Source organism: Pseudomonas sp. 02C 26 (assembly GCF_002843585.1).
Lineage (GTDB): Bacteria > Pseudomonadota > Gammaproteobacteria > Pseudomonadales > Pseudomonadaceae > Aquipseudomonas > Aquipseudomonas shirazensis.
On record NZ_CP025262.1, the window covers coordinates 1,174,154 to 1,192,368 of the forward strand.

Sequence of the window (18,215 nt, forward strand, 5' to 3'; positions counted from 1 at the left end):
CTTCAGGCTTCGCTGGCGAGCTGCGCCATACGCTGCAGTACCGCATGCAGGCCGTTGCTGCGCGACGGCGACAATTGGCGTTCAAGCCCCAGCTCGCTGAACCAGCCGCGCAGGTCGAGCTGGGCCAGCTCGGCGCTGGCCAGCCCTTGTACCCGCGCCAGCAACAGCGCCAGCAAACCGCGTAACAGACGCGCATCGCTGGTGGCCTTGAAACGCCATTGGCCATCATCGACTCCGGCCACCAACCAGACCAGGCTTTCACAGCCGTGGACACGGTTGCTTTCGGTTTTCTCGGTGTCATCCAGTGGCGCCAGGCGCTCGCCCCACTGCATCAGCAAGCGTGCGCGCTGCTCCCAGCCACGGGCTTCGGTGAAGCACGCCAATGCCTCGCGAGCTTGTTCGGGCAGGCTCATCGCAGCAGCTCCAGGCCTTGATCCAGCGCTTCGAAAAGGCGCGCCAGATCGTCACTGTCGTTATACAGCCCCAGCGACACGCGGATCGCGCCCTCAAGGCCGAGACCTTTGAGCAGGGGCATTGCACAGTGATGACCGGCGCGCACGGCGATGCCTTGCTCGGTCAGTACATAGGCGATGTCGGCGTTGTGTACGCCGTCGACGACAAAGCTGACCAGCGCGGTCTGTGGTGCGCCCAGTACGCGAACGCCCTCGCGATCAGCCAGACCGCGCAGCAGGTGCTGGTGCAGGCTTGCTTCGTGGCGCTCGACCGCGTTGGCATCAAGGCTGGCCAGATAGTCCAGCGTGGCGCCCAGGCCAATCACGCCGGCAATCGGTGGCGTGCCGGCTTCGAAGCCGAGCGGCGCAGGACGAAAACTGGCGCTGTGGTAATCCGCCAGTTGGACCATCTCGCCGCCAAACTGCCAATGGCGCAACTGCTGCAGCGCGCGATGGCGGCCGTAGAGCACGCCGACGCCTTCCGGGCCGTACAGTTTGTGGCTGGAGAACACGTAGAAGTCGCAGCCCAGTTGTTGCACGTCGTGGCGTCCATGCACCACGCCCTGAGCGCCATCGACAACGGTCAACGCGCCTTGGGCGCGGGCATGGGCGAGCAGGGCTGGCAGCGGTTGCCAGGTGCCGAGCACATTCGACAGCTGGCTGACCGCCAGCAAGCGTGTACGTGGGCCGATCAGCTGCAGTGCCTGGTCAAGATCAATCTGGCCTTGCGAGTTCACCGGCAATATCACCAGGCGCAGATTGCGCCGCTGCGCCAGTTGCTGCCAGGGCAACAGGTTGGCGTGGTGCTCCAGCGCACTGATGGCGATCTCGTCGCCGGCATTGAAGCCGTGCTCAAGGCCATAGGCGAGCAGGTTCAGCGCTGAGGTCGCGCCGTGGGTGAAGATGATCTGTTGCGCATCAGCGGCATTCAGCCAGGCAGCCACTTTGTCGCGGCTGGCCTCGAACGCTTGAGTGGCCAGTGCTCCCGGCAGGTGTTGCGCGCGGTGCACATTGGCGGCGCCATGGCTGTAGTAATGGCTCAGTGCATCCAGCAGGGCCTGTGGCTTCTGGGTAGTGGCGGCGCTGTCCAGGTAGGTCTGGTGCTGGCGTTGCAACGCGGCGATCGCGGGGAAGTCGGCGCGCCAGGGGGAGGGCTGAAACATGTTTGCGGGACCTGCAATGAAAATCGGGCCTGGCTTTACGCCAGACCCGATCTTATCACTTCGAACCTGATGGTTCTCAGTTGTGCGCGTGCAGCGCCTCGTTCAGCTCGATTGCCGACTTGTGCGTCTTGCACTCGACTGCGCCGTTGAGCGAGTTGCGACGGAACAGCAGGTCGGTCTGGCCGGCCAGATCACGGGCCTTGACCACCTTGACCAGTTCGTTGTTCTCGTCGAGCAGGTTCACCTTGGTGCCGGCCGTGATGTACAGGCCAGCTTCAACGGTGTTGCGGTCGCCCAGCGGGATACCGATACCGGCGTTGGCGCCGATCAGGCAGCCTTCGCCGACCTTGATGACGATGTTGCCGCCACCGGACAAGGTGCCCATGGTCGAACAACCGCCGCCCAGGTCCGAACCCTTGCCGACGAAGACGCCCGCCGAGACGCGGCCTTCGATCATGCCTGGGCCTTCGGTGCCGGCGTTAAAGTTGACGAAGCCTTCGTGCATGATGGTGGTGCTTTCGCCAACATAGGCGCCCAGACGCACGCGCGCCGCATCGGCGATACGCACGCCGGCCGGGACCACGTAGTCGGTCATTTTCGGGAACTTGTCGACCGAGAAGACTTCCAGCAGCTCGCCCTTCAGACGTGCTTCCAGTTGCAGTTCGGCAAGCTCAGCCAGGTCGACCGCGCCACGGTTGGTCCAGGCTACGTTCGGTAGCAGCGGGAAAATGCCGGCCAGGCTCAGGCCGTGCGGCTTGACCAGGCGGTGCGAGAGCAGGTGCAGCTTGAGGTAGGCCTCAGGCGTCGAGGTCAGTGCGCTGTCTTCGGCCAGCAGGGTGGCGACCAGCGGCTTGTGGCTTTCTGCCAGGCGGGTCAGCAGCGCGTACTGGGTAGCGTCGACCGACTTGACCGCATCGGCCAGCTGGCCGGCCTGGGCATTGCTGAACGCGATGGCCTGGTTGCCGCCTTCATAGCCCAGCACCGGGGCGATGGCAGCGATCAGTTCGGCGCTCGGGTTGAGCAGTGGTTGTGCGTAGAACACTTCCAGCCAAGTGCCCTGACGGTTTTGGGTGCCGACACCGAAGGCCAGGCTGAACAGAGTAGTGGACATGCGATTACCTCTTGCGAATAGGGGGGTGGCAGCGCTGTTGGGCTCAGCCCAGCGCAGCGGCGTACAGATCCGGCTTGAAGCCGACCAGAGTGCGTTCGCCAAGGTCGAGCACCGGGCGCTTGATCATCGACGGCTGGGCCAGCATCAATTCGACGGCCTTGGCCTGGTCAATGTCGGCTTTGCTGGCATCGTCGAGTTTGCGGAACGTGGTGCCGGCGCGGTTGAGCACAACCTGCCAGCCGTGCTCGTTGCACCAGCGAATCAGGCTGTCACGGTCGATGCCTTGGCTTTTATAGTCGTGAAAGGCGTAGTCGATGGCGTGTTCTTCAAGCCAGCTACGCGCCTTTTTCATGGTGTCGCAGGCCTTGATGCCGTAGAGAGTGTAAGCCATTGAATTCAAAGGGTCCGGCGGGTTCACCCAAAACCTCCCCAATATCTCCCGTTGTTTAGTCGGCGGATTATGCGACATCGCTGGGGCTGGCGCCACGGCTGGCTGCCGAATGCCCGCGGTTAAGCGCGTTGAGTAGCACGCTGTTACACATTCTGCGGCAGCCTGCGACTATCGTGCAGCGGCAGATACCCTTAACTCCCCGCTAACATATTGTTTCAATTGCGGTCCTAGCGCTGTGAGCGCTTCTCCAATTTGACAGGATTTTTACCGATGCAGTCAGCCTATACCGTCCTCATCCTGCTGACGCTGGTAAGCGTATCCAAGCTGGTCGGGCGCTTGATCCCGCTGCCGTTGCCGTTGGTACAGATCGCGGCAGGCGCACTATTGGCGTGGCCCAGCCTTGGCTTGCATGTGGCATTGGAGCCGGAGCTGTTCCTGTTTCTGTTCCTGCCACCGCTGCTGTTCGCCGATGGCTGGCGTATCCCCAAGCGGGAGCTGTGGCGCATGCGCGGCCCGGTCATCGCCCTGGCCGTTGGGCTGGTGCTGTTTACCGTGGTCGGCGCGGGTTACTTCATTCATTGGCTGCTGCCGAGCATTCCGCTGCCGGTGGCGTTTGCCCTGGCCGCCGTGCTGTCGCCGACCGATGCAGTGGCCGTCTCGGCCATTGCCCAGGACCGACTGCCGACGCCGTTGATGCACATGCTTCAGGGCGAAGCCTTGCTCAATGATGCCTCGGGCCTGGTGACCTTCAAGTTCGCCCTGGCTGCGGCGATTACCGGGGTGTTTTCGCTCACCGACGCGAGCTTGTCGTTCGTACTGGTGGCCTTGGGAGGGCTGGCCGTCGGCGTGGCGTTGAGCTGGCTGGTCGGGCGGCTACGCGCGTGGATGATCACCCGCGGCTGGGATGATCCGGCCACCCATGTGGTGTTCATGCTGTTGCTGCCGTTCGCGGCCTATGTGCTGGCCGAGCGTCTTGGTGTGTCGGGCATCCTTTCGGCGGTAGCCGCAGGCATGATGCAGAGCTGGCTGGATCTGCTGCCGCGCCAGACCAGCACCCGGCTACTCAATCGCAGCGTCTGGTCGTTGCTTGAGTTCGCCTTCAACGGTTTGATTTTCTTGCTGCTGGGCCTGCAGTTGCCGGACATCATCAAGGCAGTGGTCAGCCACGAAACCTCGCTGTGGCCGGCGCTCGCCTACCGCTGCCTGGAGGTGCTGGCGATCTTTGCGGCGCTGATCGTGCTCCGGTTCATCTGGGTGCAGAGCATCTGGCGGGCGATTGGCGTGGTACGCCGCTGGCGCGGCAAGCCTGAACTGGTGTTGGTGCCGACCGCACGTTCCTGCTGGCTGTTGACCCTGGGCGGCGTGCGCGGGGCGGTGACCTTGGCGGGCGTGATGTCGGTGCCGTTGTTGATCAGTGCCGGGGAGGCGTTCCCGCAACGCGACTTGCTGATCTTTATTGCCGCCGGGGTGATTCTGTTGTCGTTGATCAGTGCATGCATTGCCTTGCCGCTGCTCTTGCGCGGCATTACCCAGAGCCCGGACGAGCGCTTGCAGCAGGAAGTGCGGGAGGCGTGGCGGCTGACCGCAGAGGCAGCGATCCATGCCCTCGAAGCCGAGGAAGTGGTCGATGCCAACGCTGCTCAGGATGCGGCTCAGGCAACCTTGGCGGTCGAGCTCAAGGCGCGGCTGATGGCCGAGTATCGCGATGAACTGGCCAGCTACAACGACAGCGCCGAAGCCCGTGAGCTGGCGCACCAGATGGACTTGCTCGAGCGCCGCCTGCGTTTGCGTGCGCTGCGTGCCCAGCGCCTGGAGCTGTATAGCCTGCATCGCCAGCACCTGGTAGGTGATGAGGTCGTGCGCCAGGTGCTGGGCGATCTGGACATGAGCGAGGCCAACCTTGGAGAGGTTCGCTAGGTTCAGTCGTGCGGGTAGGCCAGGCGCATCAGCGGAGCGTGGCGATAAGCGCTTGTTCGTTCCACGGGATATTGGCATCAGGGTGGGTGTGTTCGTGCTGTAGTCCGAGGGCGTGGCCGAACTCATGCAGCACTGGACATTCAAACCACTCTTCGCCGGGAGCGACGTTCAGGCACATGGTCTCATCGGTATAGGCCAGCGCATCGGTGCCGAGGTCTGATTGATTGTGCAGGACATCCTTGCCGGTCAGAACCCTGATCTGGGCCTTGGCATCGTTGTCTTCGGCCAGATCCAATTCCAGATCCGCCTCGGACAAGTCAGTCCACTGGCTCGCCAGTTCGAAAATTGCCATTTTCAGGCTTCGATCAGGTGAGCCCATGAACTAGATCCACAGCGTGCGACCCGGCTCCCACAAGTGCGTGTGTTTGACGAGGCCGCGTTTGTGTCGCCGCCACTACTTACGCCTCTGTTGCGTGGGTTTTCGGCGATCGCCAGGTCGTAGGAGAGCTGCTCTGGGATGCGCTTGCGGCAACAAGGCCGGGAATCGATGATCATCGGAAAAGCTCCTGGTCAATTGATGGACCACGAGCTTCGCCGATCGGCTATGCAGCTGTGCCTTACATATATCAGCTTGTAACTGGCTCAGCGGCGTTCAAGGAAGCGCTGGATACGCGACGCCGCCTCGATGCACTCCTCCAATGGTGCGACCAGGGCCATGCGCACACGGCCTGCGCCTGGGTTGACGCCGTCGACTTCGCGGGACAGGTATGAACCCGGCACGACGGTGACATGCTCAGCTTCGAACAGATCGCGGGTGAAGTCAGCATCGCAACCCGGCACCTTGGCCCACAGGTAGAAGCTGCCATCGGGCCGCTGCACGTCCATAACCGGCTGGAGAATCTCCAGCACGGCGTCGTACTTGGCCCGGTACTGGTCGCGGTTGGCCCGTACGTGGGTTTCGTCCTGCCAGGCGGCCACGCTGGCCAGCTGGGTTTGCACGGGCATGGCGCAGCCGTGATAGGTGCGGTACAGCAAAAACGGCTTGATGATCTGCGCATCGCCCGCGACAAAGCCTGAGCGCAGGCCGGGCAGGTTGGAGCGCTTGGACAGGCTGTGGAACACCACGCAGCGCTTGAAGTCGCTGCGACCCAGCTCGGCGCACGCGGTGAGCAGGCCCGGCGGCGGGTTTTCTTCGTCGAAGTAAAGCTCGCTGTAGCATTCGTCGGAGGCAATCACGAAGTCGTGCTCGTCGGCCAGGGCGATCAGCTTTTTCAGCGTGTCCAGCGGCACCAGCGCGCCGGTCGGGTTGCCTGGCGAACACAGGAACAGGATCTGGCAGCGTTGCCAGGTCTCGGCCGACACTGCCTCGAAGTCAGGGTTGAAACCGTTGTCTTCCAGGCACGGCAGGTAGTGCGGGGTGGCACCGGCCAGCAGCGCTGCACCTTCGTAGATCTGGTAGAACGGGTTGGGGCTGATCACCAGGCCATCGTCGGCGCGGTTGACCACCGCCTGGGTGAATGCAAACAGGGCCTCGCGGGTACCGTTGACCGGCAGGATGTGACGGTCAGCGTCAAGCCAGCCGCCGGGCACATTGAAGCGGCGCTCGCACCACTGGCCAATCGCCTGACGCAGGGCCGGCAAGCCCAGCGTGCTGGGATACACCGCCAGCTTGTCGAGGTTGTCTGCCAGGGCCTTGGCTACAAAGGCCGGCGACTCGTGCTTGGGTTCGCCGATCGACAGGGCAATGGCACGTTTGTCAGCGGCGGGCTGCACGCTGCCGAGCAGGGCGCGCAGCTTCTCGAACGGGTAGGGCTGCAGCTGGGTCATGGCTTGGTTCATCGGCACGAGGTCTCGTCAATCATCTAGATAGTCAGGCGGGCAGGGCTGTTGTCGCTGCCTTGGCTGGGCTGCAACTGCTGGACCAGCGCTTCTTGCAGGCGGCTGCACAGTTGCGGGTCGGACAGCGGCTGGTTGTTGGCGTCGGTAATGAAGAACACGTCTTCGACCCGCTCGCCGAGAGTGGCGATCTTGGCGTTTTGCAGCGACAGGTCGAACTCGAGGAAGATCCGCCCGATCCGTGCCAGCAGGCCAGGCCGGTCGGGAGCCGTGATCTCGAGAATGGTCACCGCGCGCTGGGCATCATTGAGGATGGTCACCTGCGGCGCAAAGGTGAAGTGCTTGAGCTGACGCGGGACTCGCCGCTGGATGATGGTCGGGTAGTCTTCCGGGTTGCGCAAGGCTTCGGTCAAACCGTCGCGAATCTGCTTGACCCGCTGCGGATTGTCGCCGATCGAGCCGCCGTCGTTGTCCAGCACGATGTAGGTGTCGAGGGTGAACTGGCTGCTCGAAGTGATGATGCGTGCGTCGTGGATGTTCAGGTTCAGCTGCGACATCGCCGCCACCGTCACGGCAAAGAAGTCGTGCTGGTCGGGCGCATAGATGAAGATCTGCGTGCCACCTTCGAACTCGCGCTGGGTGGTTTCCTTGATCAGCACCAGCGGGCCGCCGTCAGCCGGCTGCTGCAGGATTGCATCGCTGTGCCAGGCGACGTCGGCGGCGGTGTGCTTGAGGAAGTAGTCGTCACCCAGTTGCGACCAGAGCTGCTCGACGTCGTCCGGGTCGGTGCCTTCGCGGATCAGGATGTCCAGCGCAGCGCTTTGTGTCTGGCGGATCTGCTCTTCGCGGTCGAGCGGGTTTTCCAGGCCGCGGCGCAGGGCACGCTTGGTCTCGCTGTAAAGCTGGCGCAGCAGGCTGGCGCGCCAGGAGTTCCACAGCGTCGGGTTGGTCGCGTTGATGTCGGCAACGGTCAGTACGTAGAGATAGTCGAGGCGCGTTTCATCGCCGACGTGCAGGGCAAAATCATTGATCACCTGCGGGTCGGAGAGGTCCTTGCGCTGGGCCGTGGTCGACATCATCAGGTGGTTGCGCACCAGCCAGACGATCAGCCGAGTGTCCCAGGTCGGCAGCTGGTGGCGTTCGCCGAACGCCTGCGCATCGACTGCGCCGAGCTCGGAGTGGTCGCCCTGACGGCCCTTGCCGATGTCGTGATAGAGCCCGGCCAGGTAGATCAGCTCGGGTTTGGGCAGACGGCCCATGAGCTTGCTGGCCAGCGGGAATTTCTCTGAAACCGGGGTGTACTGCAATTTGCGCAGGTGCTTGATCAGGTTGAGCGTATGCGCATCGACCGTATAGATATGGAACAGGTCATGCTGCATCTGCCCGACGATCAGGCCGAACTCGGGCAGGTAACGGCCAAGAATGCCGTAGCGGTTCATCCGGCGCAGGTTGCGGTGGATGCCGATCTCGCACTTGAACAGCTCGATGAACAGGCTGGTGTTGCGGATATCGTTGCGAAAGTCATCGTCGATCAAGTGTCGATGGGCGCGCAGCAGGCGCACGGTGTCGGCGCGCACGCCCTTGATTTCGGGGTGCTGGGCCATCAGCACGAACATCTCGAGCATGGCAAACGGGGTGCGCTTGAACACGTTCTGATGGGCGGCCTCGATGTAGCCATCATGCAGCCGGAAGCGGGCGTTGAGCGGCTGGGTGGTGCCGCTGTCTTCGTCCGCCAGAATCACTTCTTCGAAATGCTGGATGATCAGGTCGCAGAGCTGGCTGATGCTCATCACCACCCGATAGTACTGCTGCATGAACTGTTCGATGGCACGCTTGGGGTTTTCGTCGCTGAAGCCGAGCAAGGCGGCGATGCTGCGCTGGTGATCGAACAGCAGGCGGTCTTCGGCGCGGCCGGCGAGCATGTGCAGGGCATAGCGCACCCGCCAGACAAACGCCTGGGACGATGCCAGCAGTTCGTTTTCGCTTTCCAACAGGAAGCCTTCGCCGGCCAGGGCGTGCAGGTTCAAGGTGCCGTACTGGCGGCGCGCGACCCAAAGCACGGTCTGGATATCACGCAGGCCGCCGGGTGAGCCCTTGACGTTGGGTTCGAGGTTGTATTCGGTGTCGTTGTACTTGTGGTGGCGGGCCTTGAGTTCGGCGCGCTTGGCCAGGAAGAACTCCTTGCTCGGCCACAGGTGCGAGGTACTGGTGGCCTCGAGCATGCGCTGGCGCAGGGCTTCGGGGCCGCAAATGGTGCGGCTTTCCATCAGGTTGGTGATCACCGTCAGGTCGGCGCGGGCCTGCTCGACGCACTCGTCGACACTGCGCACGCTCTGGCCGACTTCAAGGCCGATGTCCCAGAGCAGGGTCAGTAGCTGTTCGATGGCGTCGCGATACTGCTCGTGCTGGGCGCCGTCGAGCAGAATCAGCAGGTCGATGTCCGAGTAGGGGTGCAGTTCGCCGCGGCCATAGCCGCCCACGGCGATCAGGGCGATCGCTTCGGGTGGTTGCCAGTCGAACTGGCTCCAGGCCTGTTGCAGGATGTTGTCGACGAACCAGGCGCGATCTTCGATCAGCCGGCGGATGTCACGGCCTTCGCGAAAGCGCCGATCGAGCACCTCGCGGGCCAGGCGGATAGCCTTCTTGAAGGCAGCGATGGGGCTTGCCTTGAGCGCCAGTTCCGCCTGGAACTGGCCGCGGTCGAACAGCTCGGGATCCACCTGGGGCATCGAGTCGCTTTCCTGAAAGTGTTAGGCCGACGTGCGGGGGATGGTGTCGTCTTTGCGCAGGGTGAAGATCTCGTAACCGGTCGCGGTAACCACCAGGGTGTGCTCCCACTGCGCCGACAGCTTGCGGTCCTTGGTGATGGCCGTCCAGCCGTCGCCCAGTACTTTGGTGTCGGCCTTGCCCTGATTAATCATCGGCTCGATGGTGAAGGTCATGCCTTCCTTGAGTTCCATGCCAGTGCCGGCACGGCCGTAGTGCAGGATCTGCGGTTCTTCATGGAAAACCTTGCCAATGCCGTGACCGCAGAACTCGCGCACCACCGAAAAACCGTTCTTCTCGGCGTGCTTCTGGATCACTTCGCCGATGTCGCCCAGACGGCAGCCCGGCTTGACCAGCTCGATCGCCTTGTACATGCATTCCTGGGTGACCTGGGACAGGCGCTCGGCCCACACCGGCACGGTGCCGACATGGAACATGCGGCTGGTATCGCCGTGGTAGCCGTCCTTGATCACGGTCACGTCGATGTTCAGCGTGTCGCCATCCTTCAACGGCTTGTCGTTGGGGATGCCATGGCAGACCACGTGATTGATCGAGGTGCAGATCGACTTCGGGTAGCCTTTGTAGTTGAGCGGGGCCGGGATGGCCTGCTGAATGTTGACGATGTAGTCGTGGCACAGGCGGTCGAGCGCTTCGGTGGTAACGCCGGGCTTGACGTGTGGCTCGATCATCTCCAGCACTTCAGCGGCCAGGCGGCCGGCGATGCGCATCTTTTCGATGTCTTCTGCAGTCTTGATGGTAACGGTCATTGACAGGCTCTCTACGGCGCCGTGCAGGGCGCGAACAAACGGGAAAGGCCAGATTCTACCAGAGCGAGGCGCCCATCTGTCGGCAGAAAGGCCCGCTGGCGGCTCTCTATATGAGGCATTTTGGCGCGATTGCGGGCCCGCTGCAAAAAGCACTGACGGACGCGACAGGATTGCAGTTCCGTCAGCGCCGAGTCTGTGGTATAAAGTGCGCCGCTTTCGGGGACGACCTCGACTGCCTTAACCCACACACGTGTCGACACGATGACCTGGGTGCCCCGACCGCTTCGGCGACGTGGGTTGGTCATTGGGATACGTGGAGGCCCAACCCGACTTATCAAGGAACAATCATGTCCCAAGTCAATATGCGCGATATGCTGAAGGCCGGTGTGCACTTCGGTCACCAGACCCGTTACTGGAACCCGAAAATGGGTAAATACATTTTCGGCGCGCGTAACAAGATTCACATCATCAACCTGGAAAAAACCCTGCCGATGTTCAACGACGCTCTGTCGTTCGTCGAGCGCCTGGCCCAGGGCAAAAACAAGATCCTGTTCGTCGGCACCAAGCGTTCCGCCGGCAAACTGGTCGCCGAGCACGCTGCTCGCAGTGGTTCGCCATACGTCGACCACCGCTGGTTGGGCGGCATGCTGACCAACTACAAGACCATCCGCGCTTCGATCAAGCGTCTGCGTGATCTTGAAGTCCAGGCTGAAGACGGTACCTTCGCCAAGCTGACCAAGAAAGAAGCTCTGATGCGTTCGCGCGATCTGGAGAAACTGGACCGCAGCCTGGGTGGTATCAAGGACATGGGCGGTCTGCCTGACGCACTGTTCGTCATCGACGTTGATCACGAGCGCATCGCGATCACCGAAGCCAACAAGCTGGGCATCCCGGTTATCGGCGTTGTCGATACCAACAGCAGCCCGGAAGGTGTTGATTACATCATCCCAGGCAACGATGACGCCATCCGCGCAATCGAGCTGTACATGGCTTCGATGGCTGACGCCATCATCCGCGGCCGCAACCATGTTGCTGGCGGCACCGAAGTCTATGTTGAAGAAGCAGCGGCACCAGCTGCTGAGTAATTGACGCCTGGCGTCTACTTGGCACGCGAAAAGGGGGCTTGGCCCCCTTTTTGCCACCTGAAATCCTCCTGTCAGCAATACCGCCGCATGATGACCTCCTGCTGGCAACAAGACAGTGGATTAGCAGAATTGAACGCCCGTGACGAGCGGGTGGAATGGTTGAAAAACTTTCCAAGAGGATTTTGAAATGGCAGCAATTACTGCAGCGCTGGTCAAAGAACTGCGCGAGCGTACCGGCGAAGGCATGATGGATTGCAAGAAAGCCCTGGAAAAGGCTGACGGCGATATCGAAAAAGCCATTGACGACATGCGTGCCTCTGGCGCCATCAAGGCCGCCAAAAAGGCTGGCAACGTTGCCGCTGAAGGTGCTATCGCCATCAAGGCCGACGACAAGTCCGCCGTCCTGCTGGAAGTGAACTCGCAGACCGACTTCCTGGCTCTGCAAGACGACTTCAAAAACTTCGTTGCTGAAAGCGTGGAACAGGCTTTCAACGACAAGCTGACCGACGCTGCCCCGCTGATCGCTGCGCGCGAATCGGCGCGTGAAGCACTGGTCGCCAAGGTTGGTGAGAACGTCAACATCCGTCGCCTGGTGCGCGTTGAGGGTGACGTTGTTGGTGCCTACCTGCACGGCAACAAGATCGGTGTTGCGGTTGTTCTGAAGGGCGGCGATGTTCAGCTGGCCAAAGAAATCGCCATGCACGTTGCTGCGTCGAACCCTGAGTTCCTCGATTCGTCGGAAATCTCCGCCGAGGCCATCGAGCGCGAGAAGGCTGTGTTCCTGCAGCTGAACGCTGACAAGATCGCCGGCAAGCCGGAAAACATCGTTGAGAACATGATCAACGGTCGTATCACCAAGTTCAAAGCCGAAGCCTCGCTGAAAGAGCAAGCTTTCGTCATGAACCCGGAGATCAAAGTCGGCGAACTGGCGAAGAAAGCCGGTGCTGAAATCGTTTCCTTCACCTACTTCAAAGTAGGCGAAGGCATCGAGAAGCCGGTCGACAACTTCGCTGAAGAAGTTGCCGCCCAGCTGGCTGCTGCCAAGCAGTAAGACAGCCTCGCCTGTCGCCCCAAAGAGGCTGCCCGCTCACGCGCGCAGCCTCTTTGTCAAACCGGCACCAGGTTTATCCGGCCTGGTACCGCTGGCGCTGAAGCAGCGCCACGCTACAGTTAGCTGGCTGTAACCCAGCCCGCGCAGAATTTTCTTAAAACGCCGCAGGAGAGACTCGCAATGGCTCAGCAGGTGAGTGGTCGCCAACCTCGCTATAAACGCATTTTGCTCAAACTTAGCGGCGAGGCCCTGATGGGCTCGGAAGAGTTCGGGATCGACCCGAAAGTGTTGGACCGCATGGCCCTCGAAGTAGGGCAGTTGGTCGGCATCGGTGTCCAGGTAGGCCTGGTCATCGGCGGCGGCAACCTGTTCCGCGGTGCAGCGCTCAGCGCCGCCGGCATGGATCGGGTTACCGGCGACCACATGGGCATGCTCGCCACGGTGATGAATGGTCTGGCCATGCGCGACGCCCTTGAGCGTTCGAACATCCCGGCACTGGTCATGTCGGCCATCTCCATGGTCGGCGTCACCGACCATTACGATCGTCGCAAAGCTATTCGCCACCTCAACTCCGGGGATGTGGTAATTTTCTCCGCCGGTACCGGCAACCCGTTCTTCACCACCGACTCCGCAGCCTGCCTGCGCGGCATCGAAATCGATGCAGATGTGGTGCTGAAGGCGACCAAGGTCGACGGTGTGTACACTGCCGATCCATTCAAGGACCCGCACGCCGAGAAGTTCGATCGCCTCACCTATGATGAGGTTCTGGATCGCAAGCTGGGTGTGATGGACCTGACCGCAATCTGTCTGTGCCGCGACCACAAGATGCCATTGCGTGTATTCAACATGAACAAGCCTGGCGCCCTGCTGAATATCGTGGTGGGTGGCGCTGAAGGTACTTTGATCGAGGAAGGCCAAGCATGATCAACGAAATCAAGAAAGATGCTCAGGAACGTATGACCAAGTCGCTGGAATCGCTCCAGCATGCGTTCAGCCGCATCCGCACCGGTGTTGCTCACCCAAGCATTCTCGAAGGCGTGATGGTGCCGTACTACGGTGCGGATACGCCGATCAAGCAAGTGGCCAGCATCACCGTCAAGGATTCGCGCACCCTGCAGGTCGTTGCTTTCGAGCGCAACATGCTCAGCGCGGTCGACAAGGCTATCGGTAGCGCAGGCCTCAACCTGAACCCGACCAACCTGGGCGAGCTGCTGCTGATCACCATGCCAGCGCTTACCGAAGAAACCCGCAAGGGCTTCACCAAGCAGGCCCGTGAAGCTGCTGAAGATGGCCGTGTCGCCGTGCGCAACATCCGTCGTGATGCGCTCAGCCAGCTCAAGGACCTGGTCAAGGAAAAGGAAATCAGCGAAGACGAAGAGCGTCGTGCGGCTGATGACATCCAGAAGCTGACCGACAAGTTCGTCGCGGATATCGAGACTGCCGTGAAGGCGAAGGAAAAGGACCTGATGGCCGTCTGAGGCCAGGGTTCTCTTCATGGAAAAGACCAAGCAAGCGGCGCCGTCAGGGGTGCCGCGTCACGTCGCGATCATCATGGACGGCAACAATCGCTGGGCGAAGAAGCGTCTGCTGCCCGGTGTTGCCGGGCATAAAGCTGGCGTGGATGCTGTGCGCGCGGTGATTGAAGTATGTGCCGAGGCGGGTGTCGAAGTCCTGACCCTGTTCGCCTTCTCCAGTGAAAACTGGCAACGCCCGGCCGATGAAGTCGGCGCATTGATGGAGTTGTTTTTCACGGCCTTGCGCCGCGAAGCCCGGCGCCTCAATGACAACAACATCAGCCTGCGCATCATCGGTGATCGCAGCCGCTTTCATCCGGAGCTGCAGGCCGCCATGCGCGAGGCCGAAGCGGCAACCGCCGGCAGCAATCGCTTCATCCTGCAGGTCGCTGCCAATTATGGTGGTCAGTGGGATATCGCCCAGGCAGCGCAACGGCTGGCCCGTGAGGTGCAGGCTGGGCATCTGCGCCCGGACGACATCACTCCGGGGTTGTTGCAGGCCTGTCTGTCGACCGGCGACCTGCCGCTGCCTGACTTGTGTATTCGTACCGGCGGCGAGCATCGCATCAGTAACTTCCTGTTGTGGCAGCTGGCCTACGCCGAGCTGTATTTCTCCGACCTGTTCTGGCCGGACTTCAAACACGAGGCCATGCGTATCGCGCTGGCCGATTTCGCTTCGCGCCAACGCCGCTTCGGGAAAACCAGCGAGCAGGTCGAGGCTGGAGCTCGTGCTTAATGCTTAAACAACGCATCATTACTGCGCTGATCCTGCTGCCGATTGCACTGGCTGGATTCTTTCTTCTGCAGGGCGGCGACTTCGCCCTGTTCATCGGCTGTGTAGTCACCTTGGGCGCCTGGGAATGGGCGCGTCTGGCCGGCTTGATGGCTCAACCAATGCGCATCGCTTATGCCGCTGTGGTGGCTGCGGCGTTGATGCTGCTGTACCTGTTGCCCGAACTGGCGCCTTGGGTGCTCGGCGCAGCGGTGATCTGGTGGGGGTTGGCGACCTGGCTGGTGCTGACCTACCCGCGCAGCAGCGAACTGTGGTCGAGTGCCGCCTGCCGCCTGCTGATCGGCTTGCTGGTGCTGCTGCCGGCCTGGCAAGGCCTGGTGTTGCTCAAGCACTGGCCGCTGGGCAACTTCCTGATTCTCTCGGTGATGGTGCTGGTGTGGTCTGCCGACATCGGTGCGTACTTTTCCGGTCGCGCGTTCGGCAAGCGCAAGCTGGCCCCTCACGTCAGCCCCGGCAAGAGCTGGGAAGGCGTGTATGGCGGCCTTGCCGTCAGCCTGCTGATCGCCTTGGGCGTAGGCCTGGTGCGTGACTGGAGCATCGGCCAGCTGCTGTTGGGGCTGCTGGGTGCGGTAGTGGTGGTGATGGCTTCGGTGGTGGGTGATCTCACTGAAAGCATGTTCAAGCGCCGCGAAGGCATCAAGGACAGCAGCAACCTGCTGCCGGGCCATGGTGGTGTGCTTGACCGCATTGACAGCCTGACCGCTGCCATCCCGATGTTCGCCGTGCTGCTGTGGGCCGCTGAATGGGGTGTCATGTGAGCCGTAGGCAACGGATCACGGTGCTTGGCGCTACCGGTTCGATTGGTCTGAGCACGCTTGACGTGATTGGCCGTCACCCAGAGCGCTACCAGGTATTTGCGCTCAGCGGCTATTCCCAGGTCGAGCAGCTGCTGGCGCTGTGTTTGCGCCATAGCCCAGCGTTTGCTGTGGTACCAAGCGCCGACGCTGCGCTGCGCCTGCGTGCGGATCTGGCGGCGGCGGGCAGTGCTACCGAGGTGCTCGAAGGCGAGGCCGGCCTGTGTCAGGTGGCTGCAGCCAGCGAAGTCGACGCGGTAATGGCTGCGATCGTCGGTGCTGCTGGCTTGCGTCCAACCCTGGCGGCGGTTGAGGCCGGCAAGAAGGTTCTGCTCGCCAACAAGGAAGCGCTGGTTATGTCCGGCGCATTGTTCATGGACGCAGTGCGGCGCAGTGGCGCGGTGTTGCTGCCGATCGACAGCGAGCACAATGCTATTTTCCAATGCTTGCCCGGCGATTATGCGCGTGGTCTGGGTGCAGTTGGCGTGCGCCGCATCTTGCTGACGGCCTCCGGCGGGCCGTTCCGCGAAACGCCATCGGCGCAGCTTGAAGCAGTCACGCCCGAGCAGGCCTGTGCCCATCCCAACTGGTCGATGGGGCGCAAGATTTCGGTCGACTCGGCGAGCATGATGAACAAGGGCCTCGAGCTGATCGAGGCGTGCTGGCTGTTCGATGCTGCGCCAGCTCAGGTCGAAGTCGTGGTGCATCCGCAAAGCGTGATCCACTCATTGGTGGATTACGTCGATGGTTCGGTGCTCGCCCAATTGGGTAATCCCGACATGCGCACGCCGATTGCCAATGCGCTGGCCTGGCCAGAGCGGATCGACTCCGGCGTAGCCCCGCTTGACCTGTTTGCCATTGCCCGGCTGGATTTCCAGGCGCCCGATCCGCAACGCTTCCCCTGCCTGCGCCTGGCGCGTCAGGCGGCAGAAGCCGGCGACAGTGCACCTGCGGTACTCAATGCGGCCAATGAAGTGGCAGTTGAGGCATTTTTGCAGCGGCGTATCCGCTTCCCGGAGATCGCGGGTATGATCGAGCAGGTGCTCGAACAGGAGCCAGTTGTGCCACTGACGTCGCTGGATGCGGTGTTTGCTGCCGACCAGCGCGCGCGGGAGCTGTCCCGGGAATGGCTGCGGCGGAACGGCCGCTGATGCGTGCTCGCTCCAGGGTTGTCCTGAACGTCTTTCGGAGATGGATATGACTGCGCTCTACATGATCATCGGTACCCTGGTTGCTTTGGGCGTGCTGGTCACCTTCCATGAATTTGGTCATTTCTGGGTTGCGCGCCGTTGCGGGGTCAAGGTGCTGCGTTTCTCGGTAGGCTTCGGCACCCCGCTGCTGCGCTGGCACGACCGGCATGGCACGGAATTCGTGGTTGCGGCCATTCCGCTGGGCGGTTACGTGAAGATGCTCGACGAGCGCGAGGGCGAAGTGCCGCCGGCGCTGATCGAGCAGTCGTTCAATCGCAAGCCGGTCGGCCAGCGCATCGCCATTGTCGCCGCTGGGCCGATCGCCAACTTCCTCCTGGCAATCGTGTTCTTCTGGCTGCTGGCCATGCTTGGCACCCAGCAGGTACGGCCGGTCATCGGTGCGGTCGAGGCGGGTAGCCTGGCCGCCAGTGCCGGCCTCGCTGCTGGCCAGGAAATCGTTTCGGTGGACGGCAAGGCGACCAATGGCTGGTCTGCGGTCAACCTGCAACTGGTGCGCCGCCTTGGCGAGAGCGGCACCCTGCGCGTGGGTGTGCTGGACGAGGGCAGCACTGCCGAGAAGCAACACGAGATCAACTTGAACCAGTGGCTGCGCGGGGCGGATGAACCCGATCCGATCCAGTCGCTGGGTCTGCGCCCGTGGCGCCCGGTGATTGCCCCGGTACTGGCCGAAATCGACCCGAACGGGCCGGCGGCGGCAGCGGGGCTGAAAACCGGTGACAAGCTGCTGAGCCTGGATGGCATTGCCCTCAACGACTGGCAACAAGTGGTCGACAGTGTGCGTGCCCGCCCAGAGGCCAAGGTGCAGCTGCGGATCGAGCGCGATGCTGCGGTGCTGGATGTCGCGGTAACCCTGGCGCGCAAAGGCGAAGGCCAGGCTTCCGGTGGTTACCTCGGCGCAGGGGTCAAAGGTGGCGAATGGCCGGCGACGATGCTGCGCGAAGTCAGCTATGGGCCGCTGGCCGCGATGGGCGAAGGCCTGACGCGGACCTGGAACATGAGCATTCTGACCCTTGAGTCGTTGAAGAAAATGCTGTTCGGCGAGCTCTCGGTAAAAAACTTGAGCGGACCGATAACCATTGCTAAAGTGGCGGGCGCTTCAGCCCAGTCGGGCGTTGGGGATTTCCTGAATTTCCTGGCCTACCTGAGCATAAGCCTGGGGGTTCTGAACCTGCTGCCCATTCCAGTACTGGATGGGGGGCATCTGTTGTTCTACCTGATCGAGTTGGCACGCGGCCGTCCGCTGTCGGATCGGGTGCAAGGTTGGGGGGTCCAGATCGGTATAAGTTTGGTCATAGGGGTGATGTTGCTCGCCCTGATCAACGATCTGGGTCGACTATAAAGCTTCGCTCAATTGCAAACCTGCC

The 18,215-nt window shown here is 62.0% G+C and carries 17 protein-coding genes; 9 read left to right on the plus strand and 8 right to left on the minus strand.

Annotated elements, in window-relative coordinates:
• Window positions 1-2: 2 nt before the first annotated feature.
• From CXQ80_RS05335 to CXQ80_RS05350, 4 genes are all read right to left on the minus strand, one after another.
• On the minus strand, window positions 3-413 hold the full coding sequence (locus tag CXQ80_RS05335; RefSeq protein WP_101317217.1) for a SufE family protein: 411 nt from the start codon (window positions 411-413) through the stop codon (window positions 3-5).
• A complete protein-coding gene (locus CXQ80_RS05340) occupies window positions 410-1,615 on the minus strand; it encodes a cysteine desulfurase (RefSeq protein ID WP_101317219.1) in 1,206 nt (401 codons plus the stop codon). Before CXQ80_RS05340 ends, CXQ80_RS05335 begins: the two co-directional genes overlap by 4 nt.
• 76 nt (window positions 1,616-1,691) lie before the next feature.
• On the minus strand, window positions 1,692-2,726 hold the full coding sequence (gene dapD / locus CXQ80_RS05345; RefSeq protein ID WP_101317221.1) for a 2,3,4,5-tetrahydropyridine-2,6-dicarboxylate N-succinyltransferase: 1,035 nt from the start codon (window positions 2,724-2,726) through the stop codon (window positions 1,692-1,694).
• A 43-nt stretch (window positions 2,727-2,769) separates the two neighbouring features.
• Complete coding sequence (locus CXQ80_RS05350; RefSeq protein WP_101317223.1) at window positions 2,770-3,117, minus strand: ArsC family reductase; 348 nt, start codon at window positions 3,115-3,117, stop codon at window positions 2,770-2,772.
• A gap of 270 nt (window positions 3,118-3,387) precedes the next feature.
• Between CXQ80_RS05350 and CXQ80_RS05355 the strand changes: the two genes are divergently transcribed.
• Window positions 3,388-5,034, plus strand: a complete 1,647-nt coding sequence (locus CXQ80_RS05355) for a Na+/H+ antiporter (protein WP_101317225.1) — start codon at window positions 3,388-3,390, stop codon at window positions 5,032-5,034.
• A 28-nt stretch (window positions 5,035-5,062) separates the two neighbouring features.
• Here the strand turns inward: CXQ80_RS05355 and CXQ80_RS05360 are convergent, their stop codons facing one another.
• The 4 genes from CXQ80_RS05360 to map form a co-directional block, all read right to left on the minus strand.
• A complete protein-coding gene (locus tag CXQ80_RS05360; protein WP_157831731.1) occupies window positions 5,063-5,413 on the minus strand; it encodes a hypothetical protein in 351 nt (116 codons plus the stop codon).
• Between the two features lie 263 nt (window positions 5,414-5,676).
• The gene (gene dapC / locus CXQ80_RS05365; RefSeq protein ID WP_101317229.1) at window positions 5,677-6,873 is read right to left on the minus strand and encodes a succinyldiaminopimelate transaminase; all 1,197 of its coding nucleotides are present in this window, start codon (window positions 6,871-6,873) and stop codon (window positions 5,677-5,679) included.
• Window positions 6,874-6,896: 23 nt separating this feature from the next.
• Window positions 6,897-9,599, minus strand: a complete 2,703-nt coding sequence (locus CXQ80_RS05370; protein WP_101317232.1) for a [protein-PII] uridylyltransferase — start codon at window positions 9,597-9,599, stop codon at window positions 6,897-6,899.
• Between the two features lie 21 nt (window positions 9,600-9,620).
• The gene (gene map / locus CXQ80_RS05375; protein WP_101317234.1) at window positions 9,621-10,403 is read right to left on the minus strand and encodes a type I methionyl aminopeptidase; all 783 of its coding nucleotides are present in this window, start codon (window positions 10,401-10,403) and stop codon (window positions 9,621-9,623) included.
• A 347-nt stretch (window positions 10,404-10,750) separates the two neighbouring features.
• Between map and rpsB the strand changes: the two genes are divergently transcribed.
• The 8 genes from rpsB (at window position 10,751) to rseP (ending at window position 18,190) form a co-directional block, all read left to right on the plus strand.
• Window positions 10,751-11,488, plus strand: a complete 738-nt coding sequence (rpsB, locus tag CXQ80_RS05380) for a 30S ribosomal protein S2 (protein WP_101317236.1) — start codon at window positions 10,751-10,753, stop codon at window positions 11,486-11,488.
• A gap of 187 nt (window positions 11,489-11,675) precedes the next feature.
• Window positions 11,676-12,539 (plus strand): translation elongation factor Ts, encoded by an 864-nt coding sequence (gene tsf, locus CXQ80_RS05385; RefSeq protein WP_101317239.1) that lies wholly within the window; start codon window positions 11,676-11,678, stop codon window positions 12,537-12,539.
• Window positions 12,540-12,719: 180 nt separating this feature from the next.
• Entirely contained in the window at window positions 12,720-13,463 is a 744-nt protein-coding gene (gene pyrH, locus CXQ80_RS05390; RefSeq protein WP_101317241.1) for a UMP kinase, read from the plus strand.
• On the plus strand, window positions 13,460-14,017 hold the full coding sequence (gene frr, locus CXQ80_RS05395; protein WP_101317243.1) for a ribosome recycling factor: 558 nt from the start codon (window positions 13,460-13,462) through the stop codon (window positions 14,015-14,017). Before pyrH ends, frr begins: the two co-directional genes overlap by 4 nt.
• 16 nt (window positions 14,018-14,033) lie before the next feature.
• Window positions 14,034-14,789 carry a polyprenyl diphosphate synthase gene (uppS, locus tag CXQ80_RS05400; protein ID WP_101317245.1) on the plus strand — a complete coding sequence of 252 codons (756 nt, stop codon included), beginning with the start codon at window positions 14,034-14,036 and terminating at the stop codon, window positions 14,787-14,789.
• On the plus strand, window positions 14,789-15,604 hold the full coding sequence (locus CXQ80_RS05405; protein WP_101317247.1) for a phosphatidate cytidylyltransferase: 816 nt from the start codon (window positions 14,789-14,791) through the stop codon (window positions 15,602-15,604). Before uppS ends, CXQ80_RS05405 begins: the two co-directional genes overlap by 1 nt.
• Window positions 15,601-16,791, plus strand: coding sequence for a 1-deoxy-D-xylulose-5-phosphate reductoisomerase (ispC, locus tag CXQ80_RS05410; RefSeq protein WP_101317249.1), 1,191 nt, complete (start codon window positions 15,601-15,603; stop codon window positions 16,789-16,791). Before CXQ80_RS05405 ends, ispC begins: the two co-directional genes overlap by 4 nt.
• Window positions 16,792-16,837: 46 nt before the next feature.
• Window positions 16,838-18,190, plus strand: coding sequence for a sigma E protease regulator RseP (gene rseP, locus CXQ80_RS05415; RefSeq protein WP_101317250.1), 1,353 nt, complete (start codon window positions 16,838-16,840; stop codon window positions 18,188-18,190).
• Window positions 18,191-18,215 lie beyond the last annotated feature (25 nt).

Coding starts and splice junctions, on each gene's coding strand:
- dapD (WP_101317221.1), bottom strand. CDS start 2,726: ATGTCCACTACTCTGTTCAGCCTGGCCTTCGGTGTCGGCACCCAAAAC.
- CXQ80_RS05355 (WP_101317225.1), top strand. CDS start 3,388: ATGCAGTCAGCCTATACCGTCCTCATCCTGCTGACGCTGGTAAGCGTA.
- frr (WP_101317243.1), top strand. CDS start 13,460: ATGATCAACGAAATCAAGAAAGATGCTCAGGAACGTATGACCAAGTCG.
- rseP (WP_101317250.1), top strand. CDS start 16,838: ATGACTGCGCTCTACATGATCATCGGTACCCTGGTTGCTTTGGGCGTG.
- CXQ80_RS05340 (WP_101317219.1), bottom strand. CDS start 1,615: ATGTTTCAGCCCTCCCCCTGGCGCGCCGACTTCCCCGCGATCGCCGCG.
- dapC (WP_101317229.1), bottom strand. CDS start 6,873: ATGAACCAAGCCATGACCCAGCTGCAGCCCTACCCGTTCGAGAAGCTG.
- CXQ80_RS05335 (WP_101317217.1), bottom strand. CDS start 413: ATGAGCCTGCCCGAACAAGCTCGCGAGGCATTGGCGTGCTTCACCGAA.
- CXQ80_RS05360 (WP_157831731.1), bottom strand. CDS start 5,413: ATGGGCTCACCTGATCGAAGCCTGAAAATGGCAATTTTCGAACTGGCG.
- CXQ80_RS05350 (WP_101317223.1), bottom strand. CDS start 3,117: ATGGCTTACACTCTCTACGGCATCAAGGCCTGCGACACCATGAAAAAG.
- CXQ80_RS05405 (WP_101317247.1), top strand. CDS start 14,789: ATGCTTAAACAACGCATCATTACTGCGCTGATCCTGCTGCCGATTGCA.
- CXQ80_RS05370 (WP_101317232.1), bottom strand. CDS start 9,599: ATGCCCCAGGTGGATCCCGAGCTGTTCGACCGCGGCCAGTTCCAGGCG.
- tsf (WP_101317239.1), top strand. CDS start 11,676: ATGGCAGCAATTACTGCAGCGCTGGTCAAAGAACTGCGCGAGCGTACC.
- map (WP_101317234.1), bottom strand. CDS start 10,403: ATGACCGTTACCATCAAGACTGCAGAAGACATCGAAAAGATGCGCATC.
- uppS (WP_101317245.1), top strand. CDS start 14,034: ATGGAAAAGACCAAGCAAGCGGCGCCGTCAGGGGTGCCGCGTCACGTC.
- pyrH (WP_101317241.1), top strand. CDS start 12,720: ATGGCTCAGCAGGTGAGTGGTCGCCAACCTCGCTATAAACGCATTTTG.
- rpsB (WP_101317236.1), top strand. CDS start 10,751: ATGTCCCAAGTCAATATGCGCGATATGCTGAAGGCCGGTGTGCACTTC.